General features: G+C 77.3%; 17 protein-coding genes. 12 read left to right on the top strand and 5 right to left on the bottom strand.

Annotation, left to right across the window (positions count from 1 at the left end):
• Positions 1 to 15 precede the first annotated feature (15 nt).
• Genes ACI79B_RS12580 through ACI79B_RS12570 form a run of 3 tightly spaced genes read left to right on the top strand, consistent with a single transcriptional unit; the run spans position 16 to position 3,331 of the window.
• Positions 16 to 933: a ribonuclease Z gene (locus ACI79B_RS12580; protein ID WP_456927921.1), complete on the top strand. Its 918-nt coding sequence runs from the start codon at positions 16 to 18 to the stop codon at positions 931 to 933.
• Between the two features lie 34 nt (positions 934 to 967).
• Positions 968 to 2,449: a mannitol dehydrogenase family protein gene (locus ACI79B_RS12575; protein WP_456927920.1), complete on the top strand. Its 1,482-nt coding sequence runs from the start codon at positions 968 to 970 to the stop codon at positions 2,447 to 2,449.
• Positions 2,450 to 2,458: 9 nt separating this feature from the next.
• A complete protein-coding gene (locus ACI79B_RS12570) occupies positions 2,459 to 3,331 on the top strand; it encodes a hypothetical protein (RefSeq protein WP_456927919.1) in 873 nt (290 codons plus the stop codon).
• Here the strand turns inward: ACI79B_RS12570 and ACI79B_RS12565 are convergent.
• Together ACI79B_RS12565 and ACI79B_RS12560 are read right to left on the bottom strand one after the other, a co-directional pair.
• Complete coding sequence (locus tag ACI79B_RS12565) at positions 3,328 to 4,494, bottom strand: 4-hydroxybenzoate 3-monooxygenase (RefSeq protein ID WP_456927918.1); 1,167 nt, start codon at positions 4,492 to 4,494, stop codon at positions 3,328 to 3,330. The two genes, ACI79B_RS12570 and ACI79B_RS12565, sit on opposite strands and share 4 nt — an antisense overlap.
• 51 nt (positions 4,495 to 4,545) lie before the next feature.
• Positions 4,546 to 5,322, bottom strand: a complete 777-nt coding sequence (locus tag ACI79B_RS12560) for an IclR family transcriptional regulator (protein ID WP_456927917.1) — start codon at positions 5,320 to 5,322, stop codon at positions 4,546 to 4,548.
• A gap of 80 nt (positions 5,323 to 5,402) precedes the next feature.
• On the opposite strand from ACI79B_RS12560, the gene ACI79B_RS12555 reads away from it, so the two are divergent.
• Complete coding sequence (locus tag ACI79B_RS12555; RefSeq protein ID WP_456927916.1) at positions 5,403 to 6,245, top strand: acetoacetate decarboxylase family protein; 843 nt, start codon at positions 5,403 to 5,405, stop codon at positions 6,243 to 6,245.
• A gap of 15 nt (positions 6,246 to 6,260) precedes the next feature.
• Here ACI79B_RS12555 and ACI79B_RS12550 read toward each other — a convergent pair whose 3' ends face one another.
• A complete protein-coding gene (locus ACI79B_RS12550; protein ID WP_456927915.1) occupies positions 6,261 to 8,816 on the bottom strand; it encodes an ATP-binding protein in 2,556 nt (851 codons plus the stop codon).
• 235 nt (positions 8,817 to 9,051) lie between these two features.
• Between ACI79B_RS12550 and ACI79B_RS12545 the strand changes: the two genes are divergently transcribed.
• The 6 genes from ACI79B_RS12545 (at position 9,052) to pcaC (ending at position 14,750) form a co-directional block, all read left to right on the top strand.
• The gene (locus ACI79B_RS12545) at positions 9,052 to 10,743 is read left to right on the top strand and encodes an FAD-dependent oxidoreductase (protein WP_456927914.1); all 1,692 of its coding nucleotides are present in this window, start codon (positions 9,052 to 9,054) and stop codon (positions 10,741 to 10,743) included.
• Between the two features lie 72 nt (positions 10,744 to 10,815).
• Positions 10,816 to 11,562 (top strand): protocatechuate 3,4-dioxygenase subunit beta, encoded by a 747-nt coding sequence (gene pcaH / locus ACI79B_RS12540; protein WP_456927913.1) that lies wholly within the window; start codon positions 10,816 to 10,818, stop codon positions 11,560 to 11,562.
• Positions 11,559 to 12,209, top strand: a complete 651-nt coding sequence (gene pcaG, locus ACI79B_RS12535) for a protocatechuate 3,4-dioxygenase subunit alpha (protein WP_456927912.1) — start codon at positions 11,559 to 11,561, stop codon at positions 12,207 to 12,209. Before pcaH ends, pcaG begins: the two co-directional genes overlap by 4 nt.
• 38 nt (positions 12,210 to 12,247) lie before the next feature.
• The gene (gene pcaB / locus ACI79B_RS12530) at positions 12,248 to 13,576 is read left to right on the top strand and encodes a 3-carboxy-cis,cis-muconate cycloisomerase (RefSeq protein WP_456927911.1); all 1,329 of its coding nucleotides are present in this window, start codon (positions 12,248 to 12,250) and stop codon (positions 13,574 to 13,576) included.
• Positions 13,573 to 14,352 (top strand): 3-oxoadipate enol-lactonase, encoded by a 780-nt coding sequence (gene pcaD, locus ACI79B_RS12525; protein WP_456927910.1) that lies wholly within the window; start codon positions 13,573 to 13,575, stop codon positions 14,350 to 14,352. The genes pcaB and pcaD overlap by 4 nt, the downstream gene beginning before the upstream one ends.
• Positions 14,349 to 14,750, top strand: a complete 402-nt coding sequence (pcaC, locus tag ACI79B_RS12520) for a 4-carboxymuconolactone decarboxylase (RefSeq protein WP_456927909.1) — start codon at positions 14,349 to 14,351, stop codon at positions 14,748 to 14,750. The genes pcaD and pcaC overlap by 4 nt, the downstream gene beginning before the upstream one ends.
• 9 nt (positions 14,751 to 14,759) lie before the next feature.
• Here the strand turns inward: pcaC and ACI79B_RS12515 are convergent, their stop codons facing one another.
• Complete coding sequence (locus ACI79B_RS12515) at positions 14,760 to 14,966, bottom strand: hypothetical protein (RefSeq protein ID WP_456927908.1); 207 nt, start codon at positions 14,964 to 14,966, stop codon at positions 14,760 to 14,762.
• Positions 14,967 to 15,131: 165 nt separating this feature from the next.
• On the opposite strand from ACI79B_RS12515, the gene ACI79B_RS12510 reads away from it, so the two are divergent.
• The gene (locus tag ACI79B_RS12510) at positions 15,132 to 15,506 is read left to right on the top strand and encodes a VOC family protein (protein WP_456927907.1); all 375 of its coding nucleotides are present in this window, start codon (positions 15,132 to 15,134) and stop codon (positions 15,504 to 15,506) included.
• 39 nt (positions 15,507 to 15,545) lie between these two features.
• Here the strand turns inward: ACI79B_RS12510 and ACI79B_RS12505 are convergent, their stop codons facing one another.
• The gene (locus tag ACI79B_RS12505) at positions 15,546 to 16,721 is read right to left on the bottom strand and encodes a DUF222 domain-containing protein (RefSeq protein ID WP_456927906.1); all 1,176 of its coding nucleotides are present in this window, start codon (positions 16,719 to 16,721) and stop codon (positions 15,546 to 15,548) included.
• A gap of 168 nt (positions 16,722 to 16,889) precedes the next feature.
• Here ACI79B_RS12505 and ACI79B_RS12500 point away from each other — a divergent pair, with 168 nt between their 5' ends.
• Complete coding sequence (locus ACI79B_RS12500; protein ID WP_456927905.1) at positions 16,890 to 18,350, top strand: benzaldehyde dehydrogenase; 1,461 nt, start codon at positions 16,890 to 16,892, stop codon at positions 18,348 to 18,350.
• Positions 18,351 to 18,395 lie beyond the last annotated feature (45 nt).

Below are 18,395 nucleotides of genomic sequence, written 5' to 3'. Positions count from 1 at the left end.
CGTAGCGTCGCGGGGGTGGCGGCGCGGGAGCTGGTCGTGCTCGGCACCGCGAGCCAGGCGCCCACCCGCACCCGCAACCACAACGGCTACCTGCTGCGCTGGGACGGCCGCGGCTTCCTGTTCGACCCCGGCGAGGGCACCCAGCGGCAGATGCTGCTGGCCGGGGTGCCGAGCAGCGCGGTGCACCGGATCCTGCTCAGCCACTTCCACGGCGACCACTGCCTGGGCCTGCCCGGCGTCGTGCAGCGGATGTCGCTGGACGGCGTCGCGCACCCGGTGGTCGCCCACTACCCGGCGTCCGGTCAGGTCTTCTTCGACCGGCTGCGGCACGCCACCCCGTTCGCCGACCTCGCCGAGGTCCGCGAGGAGCCGGTGTCCGGGGACGGGCGGCTGGCCGAGGACCCCGCCGGCGTCCTGGAGGCGTGCCGGCTCAGCCACCCGGTCGAGTCCTTCGGCTACCGGCTGACCGAGCCCGACGGCGTCCGGATGCTGCCGGACCGGCTGGCCGAGGCGGGCGTGGCCGGTCCCGACGTCGGCCGGCTGCAGCGCGAGGGCGCGCTCCGGGTGGGGGCGCGGACGGTGCGGCTGGCCGACGTCAGCGCCCCGCGGCCCGGGCAGCGGTTCGCCTTCGTCATGGACACCCGCATGTGCGACGCCGTCCCCGCCCTCGCCGACCGCGCGGACCTGCTGGTCGTCGAGGCGACGTTCCTCGCGGCCGACGCGGCGCTGGCCGACCGGTACGGCCACCTCACCGCCCGGCAGGCCGCCCGGGTCGCCGCGCAGGCGGGGGTGCGCACGCTGGTGCTCACCCACTTCTCCCAGCGCTACGCCGACCCGCGCGCCTTCGCGGACGAGGCGCGGGAGGAGTTCGACGGCGACCTCGTCGTCGCCGCCGACCTGCAGCGCGTGCCGGTGCCCGCCCGGGCGGGGTAGGAGCAGGTCCCGACCCGGAGCCCGAGGAGCGCCGATGACCCGGCTGAGCGCCGCGACGCTGGGCGAGCTGCCCGCGTCGGTGTGGACGCCGCGCTACGACCGCGCCGCGGTGCGGGCGGGGGTGGTCCACCTCGGCGTCGGCGGCTTCCACCGCGCGCACCAGGCGGTGTACCTGGACCGGCTGCTGGAGGCCGGCGCGGGGGAGGGCTGGGGGGTCTGCGGGGTCGGCGTGCTGCCCGCGGACCGCCGGATGGCCGAGGTCATGGCCGCGCAGGACCGCCTGTACACGCTGGTCGAGAAGCACCCCGACGGGCACCTCACCGCCCGGGTGGTCGGCTCGCTGGTGGGCTACCGGCTCGCGCCGGACGACCCCGGGGCGGTGGTCGAGGCCATGGCAGCGCCGGGCACCCGGATCGTCACGCTGACCGTGACAGAGGGCGGCTACAACGCGTCCGCGGCCACCGGCGAGTTCGACGCGACGGCGCCCGCCGTGCTCGCCGACCTGCGGCCGGGCGCCGCGCCGGCGACGGTCTTCGGCCTGGTCACCGAGGCGCTGGTGCGCCGCCGCGCCCGCGGGCTCCCGCCGTTCGCCGTCGCCTCCTGCGACAACGTGCCCGGCAACGGCGACCTGGCCCGGCGCAGCTTCGCCGCCTTCGCCGGGCTGCGCGACGACGCCCTCGGCGAGTGGGTGGCCCGGGAGGTGCCGTTCCCGTCGTCGATGGTCGACCGGATCACCCCCGTCACCACCGACGACGACCGCGCCCGGCTCGCCGCCACCTTCGGCGTCGAGGACCTCTGGCCGGTGGTGTGCGAGCCGTGGACGCAGTGGGTGCTCGAGGACGCGTTCCCGGCCGGGCGGCCACCGCTGGAGGACGTCGGCGTGCAGGTGGTCGGCGACGTCGCGCCGTACGAGCTGATGAAGCTGCGGCTGCTCAACGCCGGCCACCAGGTGCTCGGCCACCTCGGCCCGCTGCTCGGCCACGAGCACGTGCACGAGGCCACGCGCGACCCGCTGCTGCGCGAGCTGCTCGTCGGTTACCTGGAGGAGGAGGGGACGCCGACGCTGCCGCCGGTCCCGGGCACCGACCTGCGCCGCTACCGCGCCGAGCTGGTCACCCGCTTCGGCAACCCGCACGTGCGCGACACCCTCGCCCGGATCGTCGAGCACGCCTCCGACCGGCTGCCGCAGTTCCTGTTCCCGGTGCTGCGCGCGAACCTCGACCGTGGCGGCGAGGTGCGGCGCTCGGCGGCGGTGGTCGCGGCGTGGGTGCACGCGCTCGAGCGGCGCGGGGACGCCGCCGGGCTGGTCGACGCCCGCGGCGACCGCCTGGTCGCCGCGGCGCTCCGGTCCCGGGAGGACCCGCTCGCCCCGCTGGCCGACCGCGAGCTGTTCGGCGACCTCGGCGACCGGCCCCGCTTCACGGCCGCCTACGCCGCGGCGCTGGACTCGCTGCGCACCCGCGGGCCGGCGGCCACCGTGGCGGCACTGCTCCACGGACCGCTGGGAGAGGGGTAGCAAGGAGGGGTGTTCGACAGCTCCTTCGACAGCATCGCCTCCTTCGACGGCTCCACCTTCGACGTCGACTGGTTCGGCCTGCTCGGCCGCGAGGTGCTCCGGGAGCGCCGCGCGGCGCTGATCGCCGAGTCCTGCGCCTGGGCGGTGGGCCTGTCCGACCGGCCGCACCACCTGCGGCTGCGCGGCCGGCTGGTGGCCACCGGCTCCACCATCGGCGACCGCGCCGCCACCGGGCAGCCGCTGTCGGGCGAGGAGGACGGCCGGATCGAGCTCGGCGACGCCCGCCCGGGCAGCTTCCAGGACGCGCTCAACGCCGTCGACGCCGACGGCACCGTGTTCGCCGACCGGTTCGACCGCGAGGTGGTCGAGCCGTTCGTGCGCGAGACCTGCGTGCTCGCCGCCGACCGCGCCCGCCGCACCCGGCCGGCGCAGTGGGCCGAGCTGCTCGACGAGCTCGGCGAGGACGGCGCCGACCTGGGCGAGGTCGTGCGCGCGATGGAGTGGGAGGAGCCGCTGCGTACCGAGGCCGAGCACCTCGTGCTCGCCGCCCTGGGCCGCACCCCGCTGCTGGAGGTCGAGTCCGAGGGGCTGCCGCTGTCGCTGGTCCGCGCCGCCGAGGCCGCCACCCGCGCCGCGGCCGCGCCGGGCCGGGCGGGCGGCGGTCGGGAGCCCGAGCCGGACGAGGGGCTCTCGGGCGCGCTGTTCCTCGCGCTGGCCGCCGTCCGGGACGCCGGCCTGCCCGCCCCGGTGCCCCCGGACGACGCCGCCCGGCTGGTGGCCGTCCTGGCCGAGCAGGGCCTGGAGCCCGAGGAGGTGACCGGCGTGCTGCCGCACCTGCCGCTGGCGCCCGGCACCGCCGGCCGGGTCCGCGACCTCCTCTAGTAGGGGAGGCCGGTGTAGTTCTCGGCCAGCTCGCGGGCGGCGGCCTCCGACGCGCACACCCGGCGCAGCTGCGACAGCTGCAGCTCGGCGTCGAAGGGGTCCCCGGTGGTGTGCAGCATCGAGGTCATCCACCAGGAGAAGTGGGTGGCCCGCCAGACCCGCCGCAGCGCGGTGTCGGAGTAGGCGTCGGCGAGGTCGGTCTCCTTCTCCTGCAGCAGCCGGACCAGCGCGCGGGAGAGCAGGACGACGTCGGCGACGGCGAGGTTGAGACCCTTGGCGCCGGTGGGCGGCACGATGTGCGCGGCGTCGCCGGCGAGGAACAGCCGGCCGCGGCGCATCGGCGCGCTGACGAACGAGCGCATCGGCAGGATCGACTTCTCCAGCACCGGGCCGGTGCTGATCTCCCAGCCCTCGTGCGCGAACCGGGTGGCCAGGCCCGCCCAGATCCGGTCGTCGGACCAGTCCTCGATCTTCTCGGACGGGTCGACCTGCAGGTACAGCCGCGACACCGACGGCGAGCGCATCGAGTACAGCGCGAACCCCTCGGGGTGCCAGGCGTAGATCAGCTCGTCGGTGGCCGGGGCGGCGTCGGCGAGGATCCCCAGCCACGCGTACGGGTAGGTGCGCTCCCACAGCCGCTGCCGCGTGCCCTCGGCGACGACGGCGCGCGACGGGCCGTGGAAGCCGTCGGTGCCGGCGACGACGTCGCACTCGAGCACCTGCGCGGTGCCGTCGGCGTCGGTGAACCGGACGCGCGGGCTGTCGGTGTCGACGTCCTCGATCGCGACGTCGGACACCTCGAAGTGCAGCGGCGGGCCGCCGGCGAGCTGCGCGGCGATCAGGTCCTTGACCACCTCGGTCTGGCCGTAGACCCACACCCGCCGCCCGCACAGCTCGGGGAAGTCCAGCGTGTGCCGCGTGCCCGGGTACTGCAGGTGGATGCCGCGGTGCTCGAGGCCCTCGCGGTGCAGCCGGTCGCCCATGCCGGCCTCGGTGAGGACGTCGACGGTGTTCTGCTCGAGGATGCCGGCGCGGATGCGCGCCTCGACGTACTCGCGCGAGCGGTTCTCCAGCACCACCGAGTCGATGCCCTGCAGCGCGAGCAGCCGCGACAGCAGCAGGCCGGCCGGGCCGGCGCCGATGATCCCCACCTGGGTGCGCATGCCGGCGAGTGTGACCCGGGCTACCCGCGGGTGGACACCTCGGCCTGCCGCTCAGCGGAAGTGGGCGGCGCGGGCCAGCGCCCGGCCGATGCCCCGGGCGGCCACCTCGAGCACCGGCACCAGCCGGGGGAGGTCGCGCCGGTGGCTGGGGACGACGATGCCGAGCGCCGCGGCCACGGCGGTGCCGCCGCCGCGCTCCACCCGCACCGGCACGGCCACCGACAGCGTGCCCAGCGACATCTCCTCGGCGGTGCGCGCCCAGCCGCGGCGGCGGACCTCGGCGAGCTCCCGGCGCAGCCGGGCCGGCTCGACGACGGTGTGCCGGGTGGCGCGGGCCGGCGCGGCCAGGGCCCCGGCGACGACGTCGTCGGGGGCGGCGGCGAGCAGCACCTTGCCGACGCCGGTGGCGTGCAGCGGCAGCCGGCTGCCCACCTGGCTGACCACCGGCACCGACTCGCGGCCGGAGATGCGCTCGACGTAGAGCGCCGAGAGCCCGTCGCGGACGGCGAGGTGGACGGTGTCCCGCGTGGCGGTGTGCACGTCGAGCAGGTAGGGCGCGGCCACCTGGCGCAGCTCGAGCGACACGGGCGCGAGCAGGCCGAGGTCCCAGAGCTTGCGGCCGATCTCGTAGCGGCCGTCGGCGCGGCGGGCCAGCGCCCCCCAGTCGGTGAGCTCGGCGAGCAGCCGGTGCGCGGTCGTCAGCGGCGTACCCGACCGCTCGGCGATCTCGGTGAGGGTCAGCCGGGGCGCGCCCGCGTCGAACGCGTCGAGGACGGCGAGCGCCCGGGAGGTCACCGACCGCCCCCGCTCGCCCGCGCCGCCCGCCACCCCGCCAGTCTCCCACCCAGCGGAAGTCGCAGGACCTCGGACCCTGCCGGTCCGGGCCGCGCGCCGGTGTGCTGGGCGCCGTGACCGACCCCGTCCGGCTGCCGCTGGCCTACCACGACGCGGCGGTGGCCTGCTCCTACCACCTGGCGTCGGCGGCCGCGGTCGCCGCGCTGCTGCCCCGGGACGGCGGCCGGCCGCTGCTCCGGCCGATCCCGGTGCCGGGTGGCCGCACGCTGGTGGCGGTGCACGCCTTCCGCTACCGCACCGTGACCTGGACCGACGCCGACGGCGGCACCCACGCGCTGGCGCCCTACGGCGAGGTCGGCGTCACGGCCGGCGTCGTCGGGCCGGGGGCGCGCGGCGCGGCCCGCCCGGCCGTCGGCGGCTTCGTGCTGCAGCTGCCGGTGACCTCCCGCGAGGCCCGCGACCTCGGCCGGGCCGAGTGGGGGCTGCCCAAGTGGCTCGGCGACATGGACTTCCTCGACGAGCCCGGCCGGCAGCGGGTCCGGCTGTCCGAGGCCGGCGCCGACGTGCTGGTGCACACCGTGCGCGCCCGCGGCCCGGCGCTGCGCGGCAGCCCGGCCCGGACGCTGTGGTCGGTGCGCGGCGGGCGGCTGCTGGAGACGCGCATCCCGGTGCTCGCCCGGTGGCAGGCGCGGCCCGGGCCCGGCGGCGCCGAGCTCGCTCTGGGGGAGCACCCGGTCGCCGACGCGCTGCGCGCGATCGGGCTGTCCCTCGCGCCGCTGGCCGCCTTCCGCGCCGTCGAGTACCGCAGCACGCTGCCGGCGGGCCGGCCGCTGGGCGCCGCGGACGCCGCCCCCGCCCCCGCGCACCCCGGCCGGGACGACGAGTACGGCCGGTTCACGGTCGCCCACCCGGGGACCGGACCGCTGCCGCAGTACCCGCCGGTCGCCGTCGGCTGACCGGGGCGGCGCCGCTCAGGAGGAGCGCGCGAGCTCCTCGTCCAGCGCCGCCCAGGGGCCCAGCGCCGCGCCGGCGGCCCGCCCGCGCGCCTCCTCGTCGTCCCCGAGCGCGGCGCGCAGCGCCTCCCGGAGCCGGTCGGCCAGCGCCTGGTGCGGCGACCAGCGGGCCACCCCGAGGCCGGCGCGGGCGGCGTCGGCGGCGCCCGCGAGCCGGGCCGCCGCCGCGTGCCGGCCCTCGGCGAGGGCCAGCGCGGCCAGCACCTCCAGGCAGGTCGCGGCGCCCTCCAGGTCGCGGGTGCGCCGGTGCAGCGCCACCGCCTCGTCCAGCCGGGCCCGCGCGCGGGGCAGGTCGCCGGCCAGCAGCGCGGCCAGCGCCAGGGCGTCACCGAGCAGCGCGGCGAGCTGGTCGTCGGCGGCCGCCGCGGCCAGGTCCCGCGCCTCGCCCGCGACCCGCTCGGCGACGGGCACGTCCCCGCCGGCCAGCGCGACGGCCACGCGCAGCATCCCGCTGAACGCGACCGACCAGCCGTCGCCGCTGCGCCGCAGCTGGGCCAGCGCCTCGTCGAGCTGCGGGACGACGCGCGGGTCGGCCGGGGGCAGGCACATCGCCCGCGCGCCGAGGGCGTGGCCGAGCAGCCACGCGTCGTCGCGGCGGCGGGCGTCGTCGACCACGCCGTCGAGCAGGCCGGCCGCGCCCGCCCGGTCGCCGAGGGCGATCCGCAGCGAGGCCCGCGCCCAGGTCAGCCGGCCGGCCAGGTCCGGCGGCAGCGCGGCGGCCGACGGCAGCGCCGCCGTCTGCTCGGCCAGCCCGGCCATCGCGGGCAGCAGCCCGCGCGCCCACCACCAGCGGACCAGCGGCGCGGTCAGCCGGACGGCGAGGTCCGCGCGGTCGGTGGCCACCGCCCAGCGCAGCGCGGCGCGCAGGTCGGCGGTCTCGGCGTCCAGCCGGTCCCGCCACAGCCGCGCGGCCGGGCCGGCCAGCCCCGCGCCCGCCTCGGCGCCCAACCGGGCCAGGTGCTGCGCCCAGCGGACCCGGGTCGCCTCCTCCTCGCCGCGCTCGCGCAGCCGCTCGGCGGCGAACGCGCGGACCAGCTCGAGCATGCGGAACCGCGGCTCGCCGTCGCCGGTGTCGGTGGGGGTGACCAGGCTGTGCCCGACCAGGTCCGACAGCGTCTCCAGGACGTCGAGGTCGCCGGCGCCGTCCTCGTCCCGGCCGGCGCCCACCACCTCGGCGGTGTCGAGGGTGCAGCCGTCCGCGCACACCGACAGCCGCGCCAGCAGCGCCCGGCCGCGCTCGTCGAGCAGGTCGTGGCTCCAGGCGATGGTGGACCGCAGGGTGCGCTGGCGGTCGGGCACGTCGACGTCGGGGTCGCCGAGGTCGAGCGCGCGGTCCAGCCGGGCCAGCAGCAGCCGCGGGGGCAGCGTGCGCACCCGGGCCGCGGCCAGCTCCACCGCCAGCGGCAGCCCGTCGAGCCGGCGCACCAGCTCGGCGACCGGGCCGGCGGTGGCGGCGGTGAGCGCGAAGGAGGGGTCGGCCTGGCGGGCGCGGGCCACGAACAGCTGCACCGCGGGCGCCGTGCCGGGGTCGTCGTCGGCGGCCGGCGTCCGCAGCGGCTCGATCGGCACGTCGTGCTCGCCGCGCAGCCGCAGCACGGCGCGGCTGGTGACCAGCAGCTGGGTGAGCGGGCAGCGGGCCAGCAGCGTCGCGAGGTCGGGGGCGGCGCCGGCGACCTGCTCGAGGTTGTCGACGACGAGCAGCGCCCGGCGGCCGGCCAGCCGGTCGCCCACCTGGTCGAGCAGGGGGCGGCTGCCCTCGGCGGACACCCCGACCGCCTCGGCCACGGCCGCGGGCACGTCGGCGCGGTCGCGGACGCCGGAGAGGTCGACGAACCACACGCCGTCCCGGCCGGGCTCCACCGCCGCGGCCGCGGCCAGCGCCAGCCGGGTCTTGCCGATGCCACCGGGCCCGGTGAGCACCACCAGCCGCACCGCCGGGTCGCCGAGCAGCCCGGTGACGGTGGCGAGCTCCGCGGCGCGGTCCACCATCGGCGTCGGCGGCGTCGGCAGCCACCCGGCGGCCAGCCCGGGCGGCGCCGGGGCCGGCCGGGTGAAGCGCTCGCTCAGCAGCACGGCCAGGTCGTCGGCGACCAGCTCGGCGAGCTCGGCCGGCTCGCGGTAGGGCGTGGTCGAGACGCCGCCCCCGGCCTGCACCCGCTCCAGCAGCCGGGCCAGCCGGGGGTCGCGGCCGGGCGCCGGCGTGCGGACGTAGAGCAGCCGCGGCATCCCCTCGGACAGCACGAGCTCGTCCTCCAGGCCCGACACCGCCATGTCCGGGCCCACCCAGCCGTAGCGGTCGCCGTAGACGCCGACGAAGACGTCGCTCTGCGCGAGGTAGGCACGGTAGAGGTCGCGCGGCGGGTGCGGGCGCGCGCCCAGCTCGAACATCACCGGGGTCAACCGCAGCCGGGCGACGGCGTCGCGGACCGCGCGCCGCTCGGCCGCCAGCTCCTCGAGGGTGGAGGAGACGAACACGCGCAGCCGCTGGTCGGGCGTCGCGATGGTCCGCGGCATCCCGGGCGTCCCCGCCGGAGCGGCCACGAGCACCTCCCGCCCGCCGACGGGCGCGCCGCCCGCCGACGCCGCGGAGTCTAGGGACGGCGGAGGCGCCCCGGAACCCGGTGACAGCGGGCCCGGGGGAGTGGTTGCATGGCCGCACCCACGGTCCGCACGGGGGATGCGCGCACCCGGAGAGCCCCGTGCACGGTGCCCAGACCCCCGCCCCCGCCCGCCCGTCCGGAGCGGTGTCGTGACCGGCACCGCCCTGGCCGTCGTCGCCCGGGACGCCGGCCTGCGCACCTCGACCACCCGGGAGCTCGAGCGCCGCTACGGCAGCGACTACCGCGTCGTCTCCGGGGCCGACCCGGGCGAGCTGGACGCCGCGCTGTCCGCGGCGGGCGACCCGGCGGTGGCCGTGCTCCTCGGCGGCCTCGGGGAGGACGACCCCGACGGGCTCGAGGTGCTGCGGGCCTGCCACGGACGGCACCCCGGCGCGATCGCCGTGGCCCTGGTCCGGTGGGGCGCGTTCGAGACCGCCCGGCCGATCTTCGAGGCCATCACCGTCGGCCAGCTCGACCGCTGGGTGTACGCCCCGCAGGGCCGCCCCGACGAGGAGTTCCACCGCTCGGTCACCGAGATCCTCGACGAGTGGTCCTCGCGGCGCGGCGGCGGCTTCGAGGCGGTGCGGATCATCGGGCACCGGTGGGACCCGCACGCCCAGCACCTGCGCGACCAGATGACCCGCAACCGCATCCCGCTGGGCGTCTACGAGGCCGGCTCGCCCGAGGGCCGCGCGATGCTCGCCGACCTGGAGCTCGACCAGCCGCGGCTGCCGGTCGTCGTCGTCCGGTTCCGGCCCGAGCAGACCGTGCTCGAGGCGCCGACCGACCTCGAGGTGGCCGAGGCGTTCGGCCTGTTCGACCCGCTGGACCCCGACGCCGTCCACGACGTCGCGATCGTCGGGGCCGGGCCCGCGGGCCTGGGCGCGAGCGTGTACGCCGCCTCCGAGGGCCTGGACACCCTGCACCTGGAGTGCGAGGCGGTCGGCGGGCAGGCGGGCACCAGCTCGCTGATCCGCAACTACCTCGGCTTCCCCACCGGCGTGAGCGGCAGCCGGCTGGCGTTCTCCGCCTACCTGCAGGCCTGGGCGTTCGGCACGACGTTCTCCTTCATGCGCACCGCCGCGTCCCTGCGCACCGAGGACGGGCTGCACCGGGTCACGCTGCACGACGGGACGGCGGTGCGGGCGCGCAGCGTGGTCATCGCCACCGGCGCGGCCTGGCGGCGGGTCGGCGTCCCGGAGCTCGAGGCGTTCACCGGCCGCGGCGTCTTCTACGGGGCGGCGGTCAGCGAGGCGCCGGCGATGGCCGGGCGGCACGTGTTCGTCGTCGGCGGCGGCAACTCGGCCGGGCAGGCGGCGGTGTACCTCTCCCGCTACGCCGAGCGGGTGACCGTGCTGGTCCGCCGGCACTCGCTCGCCGAGACGATGTCGGACTACCTGGTCCGCGAGCTGGAGGCGCTGCCGCGGGTCGACGTCCGGTACCGGGTGCAGCTGGCCGGCGGGCGCGGCAGCGACGTCCTGGAGACCGTGGTCCTGCGCGACCTGGACACCGGCGCGGAGACCGAGGAGCCGGGGATGCTGTTCGTGATGATCGGCAGCGAGCCGCGCACCGACTGGCTGGCCGGGACGCTGGCCCGCGACCGCTGGGGCTTCCTGCTCACCGGGGCGGCGCTGCTGACCGGCGACGACGTCACGCCGGCCTGGTCGCTGGACCGGCCGCCGGCGCTGCTGGAGACGAGCACGCCGGGCGTCTTCGCCGCCGGCGACGTGCGGCAGGGCTCGGTCAAGCGGGTGGCCTCGGCGGTCGGGGAGGGCGCGCTCGCGGTGACGCTGGTGCACGCCCACCTGGCCTCGCTCGCGGCGTCGTCCGCGGCCCGCTGACCGGGCGGCCGCCTTCCGCTGGGCGGGACCCGGCGCTCGCCCGCCGTCGCCGCCCGGACGTACGTTCCCGGTATGACCGGGACCACGTCGGAGGGCAGGCTCGTCCTGCCGCGGTACCTGCGCGAACCCGACGGGACGCGGACGCCCGTCGGCTTCCCGGACTACCGGAGCACCGCGCTGCGCGCGCCGCTGCGCACCCCCGTGGACCTGCCGCACCGGCTCACCGAGGTCACCGGCCCGGTGCTCGGCGAGGACCGGGTGCTGCCGTCGGACGCCGACCTGACGCTGCGCAACGGCGGCGAGGCCATCGGCCAGCGGATCCTCGTGTACGGGCGGGTGCTGGACAGCGACGGCCGCCCGGTGCCCGGCGCGCTGGTGGAGGTGTGGCAGGCCAACGCGGCCGGCCGCTACCGGCACGTCGTCGACAACTGGCCCGCGCCGCTGGACCCGCACTTCGACGGGCTGGGCCGGGTGGTCACCGACGGCCTGGGCCGCTACGAGTTCATGACGATCAAGCCCGGCGCCTACCCGTGGGGCAACCACCACAACGCCTGGCGGCCGGCGCACATCCACTTCAGCCTGTTCGGCCGGGCGTTCACCCAGCGCCTGGTCACCCAGATGTACTTCCCGGACGACCCGCTGTTCGGCCAGGACCCGATCTTCAACGCGATCCCGCCGGCGGCCCGGCACCGGGCGGTCAGCCGGTACTCCCTCGACCGCACCCAGGACAACTGGGCGCTGGCCTTCGAGTGGGACATCGTGCTGCGCGGCACCGAGCAGACGCCGTTCGAGACCGACGACGACGGGGACGTGGCGTGAGCGCGGACCCGCTGGACGTGCCGCCGGACCCGGCGACGCCCTTCCAGCCCCGTTCCGGGCAGCGCGGCACCGGCTTCCTCACCGGGCCCTTCCGGCTGGGCACCACCCCCAGCGCCACCGTCGGGCCCTACCTCGCGATCGGCCTGACCTGGCCGGACGGCGAGTGGGCCGCCGCCGAGGGCACCCCGGGCGGCTTCTGGATCCGCGGCCGGGTGCTCGACGGCGCCGGCGACGTCGTCCCCGACGCGATGGTCGAGACCTGGCAGGCCGACCCCGACGGCCGCTTCGCCTCGCCGGAGGACCCGCGCGGGCCCTCGACCTACCCCGGCTTCCGCGGGTACGCCCGCGCGCAGACCCGGTCCGGCGAGTTCGCGGTGTTCACCCTCAAGCCGGGCCGGGTGCCCGACGGCGAGGGCGGTCTGCAGGCGCCGCACGTCGACGTCTCGGTGTTCGCCCGCGGCCTGCTCGACCGCGTCGTCACCCGGATCTACTTCGCCGACGAGGCCGAGGCCAACGCGGCGGACCCGGTGCTGGCCGCGCTGCCGGAGGACCGCCGGGCCACGCTGCTCGCGCAGCCCGCCGAGGACGGCTACCGCTTCGACGTGCACCTGCAGGGGGACCGCGAGACGGTCTTCTTCGCCGTCTGAGCGGGCTCGGTCTGCCGGCCGCCGGTAGGAAGGACGTCGTGACAGGTCTGTTCGCCGGCACCTTCGCCCGGGGCGGTGCGGCGGCGGCCGTGTCCGACGACGCCTGGTTCCGCGCGCTGCTGGAGGTCGAGGCGGCGCTCGCCCGCGCCGCCGCCGCGGCGGGCCTGGTGCCCGCGACGGCGGCCGACGCGGTGACCGCCGCCTGCGCCGACCCCTCGCGGCTGGACCTCGCGGCCGTCGTCGCGCACGCCGCGGACGCCGGCAACCCGGTGCCGCCGCTGGTGCGGGCGCTGCAGGCAGTGGTGGGGGAGCGCGACGCCGTCGCCGTGCACGTGGGCGCCACCAGCCAGGACGTGCTGGACACCGCCCTGCTGCTGCTCGCCCGGCGGGCGGTGGCGACGCTGGACGCCGACCTGGCCGCGGCGGCGGACTCCTGCGCGGCGCTGGCGCGGGAGCACCGCGACGACGTGGTCGTCGGCCGCACGCTCATGCAGCAGGCGCTGCCGACGACGTTCGGGCTCAAGGCCGCCACGTGGCTCGCCGGGCTGGACGGCGCGCGGCTGCGGCTGGCCGAGGTGGTCGCCTCGCTGCCGGTGCAGTACGGCGGCGCGGTCGGGACGCTGGCGGCGTCGCGCGGCGCCGGGGTGGCGGTGCGGGCGGCGCTGGCGGAGGAGCTGGGGCTGGTCGCGCCCGCCGTCCCGTGGTTCACCACGCGGCTGCCGGTGGCCGACCTCGCCGGGGCGCTCGGCGCGGCCGCGGGCGTGGTGGCGACGGTCGCCGTCGACGTGGTGCTGCTCGCCCAGTCGGAGGTGGCCGAGGTCGCCGAGGCCGGTGAGGGTCGCGGCGGGTCCTCGGCGATGCCGCACAAGCGCAACCCGGTGGCGGCGATCTCGGCGCGGGCGTGCGCGCGGCGCGCGCCGGGCCTCGTGGCGACGCTGCTGGGCGCGATGGAGCAGGAGCACGAGCGGGCCGCCGGCGCGTGGCACAGCGAGTGGCCGACGCTGACCGACCTGCTGGTCACCGTGGGGTCGGCCGCAGCGTGGCTGGCGGAGAGCCTGCGCGGGCTGCGGCCCGACGTCGGCCGGATGGCCGGGGCCGTGTCCGAGGCCGGCGAGGGATCGCTGGCCGGCGCGCTGGCCGAGGCGCTGACGCCGTCGCTGGGGCGGGGCGCGGCGCACGACGCGGCCGCGGAGGCCGCGCGCCACGCGCGCGAGACGGGCCGGACGCTGGCCGAGGTGGTGGCCACCCGGACCGACGTCGACGTCGCCGCGGTGCTCGCCGCGGCCACGCCGGACGTGGGGGAGGCCGGCGCGCAGGTGGACGCCGCGCTGGCCGAGCACGAGCAGCTGGTGGAAGGGGCACCGTGACCGCGGTCGAGGTCAGCTACACCGAGGACGGGCCGGCCGGCGCGCCGGTCGTCGTCCTGTCCAACTCGCTGGGCGCCACCCGGGGGATGTGGGACCCGCAGGTGCCGGCGCTGGCCGAGCGGTACCGCGTGGTCACCTACGACACCCGCGGGCACGGGGAGTCGCCCGCGCCGGCCGGGCCGTACACGGTCGACGACCTGGCCGACGACGTCGTCGCGCTGCTGGACCGGCTCGGCGTGCGGCGCGCGCACGTGGTGGGGCTGTCGCTGGGCGGGATGACGGCGATGCGGCTGGCCGCGCGCGAGCCCGAGCGGGTGGGCCGGCTGGCGCTGCTGTGCACCTCGGCGAAGCCGGAGCCGCAGGGCTTCCTCGACCGGGCGGTGCAGGCCCGCTCGGGCGGGACGGCGCCGCTCGCGCCGGCGATCGTGGGCCGCTGGCTGACCCCGGGCTACGCCGCGCAGCACCCGGACCTCGTGGCGCGGCTGGAGGCGATGATCGCCGGCGCCGACGACGAGGGGTACGCCAACTGCTGCGAGGCGGTCGGGCACTTCGACGCCCGCGAGGACCTCGCCCGGATCACCGCGCCCACGCTGGTCGTGTCCGGCGCGGAGGACCCGGCGCTGCCGCCGCCGCACCAGCAGCTGATCGCCGACGGGATCGCCGGCGCCTCGCTGCTGTCGGTGAGCCCGGGCGCGCACCTGCCCAACCTGGAGCAGCCGCTGGAGGTCACCGGCGCGCTGCTCGGCCACCTCGACGCCGCCGGGGGTCACGCGTGAGCGGGGCGCCGCTGGACTCGGACGACGCCCGCCGGGACGCCGGGATGCGCACCCGGCGCGAGGTGCTCGGCGACGCGTGGGTGGACCGGGCGGTGGCGAACACGACGCCGTTCACCGCCGGGTTCCAGGACTTCATCACCCGGGTGGCGTGGGGCGACGTCTGGCAGCGGCCGGGCCTCGAGCGGCGCGAGCGCAGCATCGCCACGCTGTCGATCTGCATCGCGCTGCGGCACTGGGACGAGTTCGCGCTGCACGTGCGCGCCGCGGTGCACAACGGCCTGACCGAGGACCAGATCGCCGAGGTCATCCAGCACGCCGCCGTCTACGCCGGCGTTCCGGCCGCCAACCACGCCTTCAAGGTCGCCGGACCGATCCTCCAGGAGATGCGCGCCGGCTGACCCGGGCCCTCAGTCCCGCCCGGCGGGCTCCGCGGGACTGGGCGTGAGCGCGATCGCGGCGACGGTGACGAGCCCGACGAGGACCGTCGGGGTCACCTCGTCGTCCAGCCAGTAGTGGAACAGCGCGGCACCCAGGCCGACGAGGACCGCGAGCAGCAGCCGGCTCCGGATCCCGTCCAGGTACGCCCCTCCCGCCTGCACTCCCACGGCCCTCATGAGCAGAACGGTAGGTAGGGATCGGGGCGGTCCCGGGCCGTTCGGGGACGTGCCGCGGACGCGTTCGACGGGCGCGGTGAGTCGTCACGGGGAGGAGTGCCCCGGTCGCCGCCCGCCTCTCGGTGGCGCCCTGTCCCGTCACCGCCCGGGTGCAGTCTGCCGCGCATGGCCGACTCCTCGTCCCAGCACCGGCACCACGCCATCGACTACGTCGAGCTCACCGTGACCGACCTCGACCGGGCCCGGCGCTTCTACGCCGACGCCTTCGGCTGGCGGTTCACCGACTACGGCCCCGACTACGCCGGGATCCAGGACCCGGGCGACCCGGCGGCCGAGGTGGGCGGCCTGCGCCTGGACGACGAGGTCCGTCCCGGCGGCCCGCTCGTGCTGCTCTACTCCGCCGACCTGGACGCCTCCGTGGACGCCGTGACGAGCGCCGGCGGCCGCGTCGTCGACGGCCCGTACGCCTTCCCGGGCGGGCGCCGGTTCTCCTTCACCGACCCGAGCGGAAACCAGCTCGGCGTCTGGTCCGAGACCTGACGGCGGGCGGGCACGCCGGGGCTCTCCCCCGGGGCGCGGTCAGGCCGCGGAGGAGAGAAGGGGCGCCGGGGTGGTGATCTCGGTGCCGTCGGGCCGCCAGGTGCGCCATCGGCCGTCGGGTTGTCGCTCGACGCGGAAGCCGTGGTGGACCTTCGTGTGGTGGCGTTCGCAGAGCAGGGCTGAGTTGTCCAGGCTGGTGTCGCCGCCGTCGATCCAGTGGATCAGGTGGTGGACGTCGCACCACCAGGTCGGGGCGCCGCAGCCGGTGAACACGCACCCGCCGTCGCGGAGTTCGGCGGCGCGGCGGATGTGCCGGCTCATCAGCCGCTGCTCCCGGCCCAGGTCCAGCGGTGCGCCGTCGGGCGCGAACACCACCCGGGACACCGCCCCGTCGCAGGCCAGCCAGCGGGCCCGGGCGGCGGAGATGGTGGCCCCGAACCCCATCCGCCCGGCGTTGCGGCTTCCGGCCGGGTCGACCAGGTCCGCCAGGTCGATCACGACGGCGATCTGCGGCTTGTGTTCGCGCAGCTGAGGCAGCGATCCCGACGCCAGGACGTTGTCGCACAGTTGCACCAGGGCGTCGCCGAGGCGCTGGGCGCGGGTGCGGTCGTCGCCGGCGGGGCGGTCGGCCTGCACGTGCGCCTCCAGGGCGGTCTGCAGCCTCTCCCCGCCCACGGCATCCAGGTGCCCGCGGAAGGACAGCGACCCGTCGGCGTGCCTGGCCAGCGTCAAGGACCGGCCCTCGGTGGGGTCCGGCTCGGGCCCGTCGGGGTCGAGGTCGGTGCAGTAGTGCTGCACCACCTGCACCAGGTCGGCGTGCGCGCGCTCGACCGCCACGCCGGTGAGGACCGCGTCGATCACGGCCAGGTCCACGCCCTGCTCGAGAGCCGAGGCCAGCCGCTCGGGGGTCACGGCGCGGGCGGCGACGGCGACCTGCTCGGCCGACACCAATCCCGCCTCGTGGGCCTCGGCCAGCGCCGGCAGGTGCTCCAGGGCGCGGCCGTTGCGCACCAGCCGCGACGCCTCCGCGGTGGACAGCCGGCAGTGCCCGCGCAGCCAGGAGGCCATCGACCTCAGCCCGTCCCGCTCCGGCGCCTGCTCCAGCTCGGCGGCACGCACCGCGCGGGTCAGCCGGGCGTCGATCCGGTTGCGTTCGGCGACCAGCGCGGCGACGTCGTCGAGGACGTCGCCGCCGCTCAGTTCACCCGAACACATGATCGAAACCTAGCCGATCAGACACCCTTCCGTGAGACGAATCCGCAGATCAACGGCCTGTCCACAGATCTCGCCGACCCCTTGCGCGGCGCTCACGAGGCGTCTCCGCGAGGATCGCAGGCGCACGGGGAACAGCGGGACCAGCAGCGGGACGAGAAGAGGGACGACGTGGCACTTCTGGACGACGGCGCATGGCAGGGCAAGGTGTGGACCGGCGCCTGGACCGACGGGTCCGGCGGCACCTACGACGCGGTGGAGCCGGCCACCGGCGACGTCATCGCGCCGGTCGGCAAGGCGACCCCCGAGGACGTCCACGCGGCGGCCGAGCGGGCGGCGGAAGCCCAGCGCGCGTGGGCGGCCGCCCCGTTCGAGGAGCGCGCGCGGGTGCTGCGCCGGGCCGGCCAGGTGCTCGAGGACAACGCCGACGAGATCAAGGGCTGGCTGGCCCGGGAGTCCGGTGCGATCCAGCCGTTCGGCGACTTCCAGGTCCACACCAGCGCCCAGGAGTGCTACGAGGCGTCCGCGCTGCCCAGCCACCCCTACGGGGAACTGCTGCGCACCGGCGCGCCGCGGCTGAGCTTCGCCCGCCGCGTCCCGGCCGGCGTCGTCGGCGTGATCGCGCCGTTCAACGTGCCGACCATCCTCGCCATCCGCGCGATCGCCCCGGCGCTCGCGCTCGGCAACGCCGTCGTCCTCAAGCCCGACCCGCGCACCGCCGTCTCCGGTGGCGCCGTCTTCGCGCGCGTCTTCGAGGAGGCCGGGCTGCCGGCCGGCGTCTTCCAGGTGCTGCCCGGCGGGGCCGACGTCGGCGAGGCGCTGGTCACCGCGCCGCAGGTGCGGGTCATCGCGTTCACCGGCTCCACGAAGGCCGGCCGGATCGTCGGCGCGCTCGCCGGCCAGCACCTCAAGCGGGCGCACCTCGAGCTCGGCGGCAACTCCGCCCTGATCGTGCTGCCCGACGTCGACGTCACCGCGGCCGCCAGCGTGGGCGCCTGGGGCACCTTCAGCCACCAGGGCCAGATCTGCATGGCGACCAGCCGGCACCTGGTGCACGAGTCGATCGCCGAGGAGTACACCGCCGTCCTCACCGAGAAGGTCGAGAAGCTGCCGGTCGGCGACCCGTTCCGCGAGCAGGTGGCGATGGGGCCACTCATCGACGCCGGCCAGCGCGACCGCGTGCACGGCCTGGTCACCGCGAGCGTCGACCAGGGGGCCACCGTGCGCACCGGCGGCACCTACGAGGGTCTGTTCTACCGGCCGACCGTCCTCGGCGGCGTCGCCATCGACCACCCGGCCTACCAGGAGGAGATCTTCGGCCCGGTCGCCCCGGTGACGCCGTTCTCCAGCCTCGACGAGGTCACGCAGCTGGCTGCCGGCACCGAGTACGGCCTGAGCCTGGGCATCCTCACCCGCGACGTCTACGCCGGCCTCGAGCTGGCCGAGCGCATCCCGTCGGGCCTGGTGCACATCAACGACCAGACGGTCAACGACGAGGCGGTCGCCCCGTTCGGCGGCGTCGGGGCGTCCGGCACCGGCTCCCGGCACGGCGGCCCGCAGGCCAACATCGAGGCGTTCACCGAGACCCAGTGGGTCACCGTGCGCGGCGACCTGCCCGCCTACCCGTTCTGAGCGCCCGGGGCCGTGCAGTTCCGCGGAGGTGCACGGCCCCGGGAG

The organism is Geodermatophilus sp. SYSU D00879 (genome assembly GCF_054050375.1).
The sequence above is the reverse complement of the archived record's forward strand: the minus strand, read 5'-3'. Positions and strand labels throughout refer to the sequence as shown.

Excerpts from the sequence above, each read along its gene's own strand:
- ACI79B_RS12575 (WP_456927920.1), top strand. The coding sequence starts at position 968 with ATGACCCGGCTGAGCGCCGCGACGCTGGGCGAGCTGCCCGCGTCGGTG.
- ACI79B_RS12565 (WP_456927918.1), bottom strand. The coding sequence starts at position 4,494 with ATGCGCACCCAGGTGGGGATCATCGGCGCCGGCCCGGCCGGCCTGCTG.
- ACI79B_RS12550 (WP_456927915.1), bottom strand. The coding sequence starts at position 8,816 with ATGCCGCGGACCATCGCGACGCCCGACCAGCGGCTGCGCGTGTTCGTC.
- pcaH (WP_456927913.1), top strand. The coding sequence starts at position 10,816 with ATGACCGGGACCACGTCGGAGGGCAGGCTCGTCCTGCCGCGGTACCTG.
- ACI79B_RS12515 (WP_456927908.1), bottom strand. The coding sequence starts at position 14,966 with ATGAGGGCCGTGGGAGTGCAGGCGGGAGGGGCGTACCTGGACGGGATC.
- ACI79B_RS12510 (WP_456927907.1), top strand. The coding sequence starts at position 15,132 with ATGGCCGACTCCTCGTCCCAGCACCGGCACCACGCCATCGACTACGTC.
- ACI79B_RS12505 (WP_456927906.1), bottom strand. The coding sequence starts at position 16,721 with ATGTGTTCGGGTGAACTGAGCGGCGGCGACGTCCTCGACGACGTCGCC.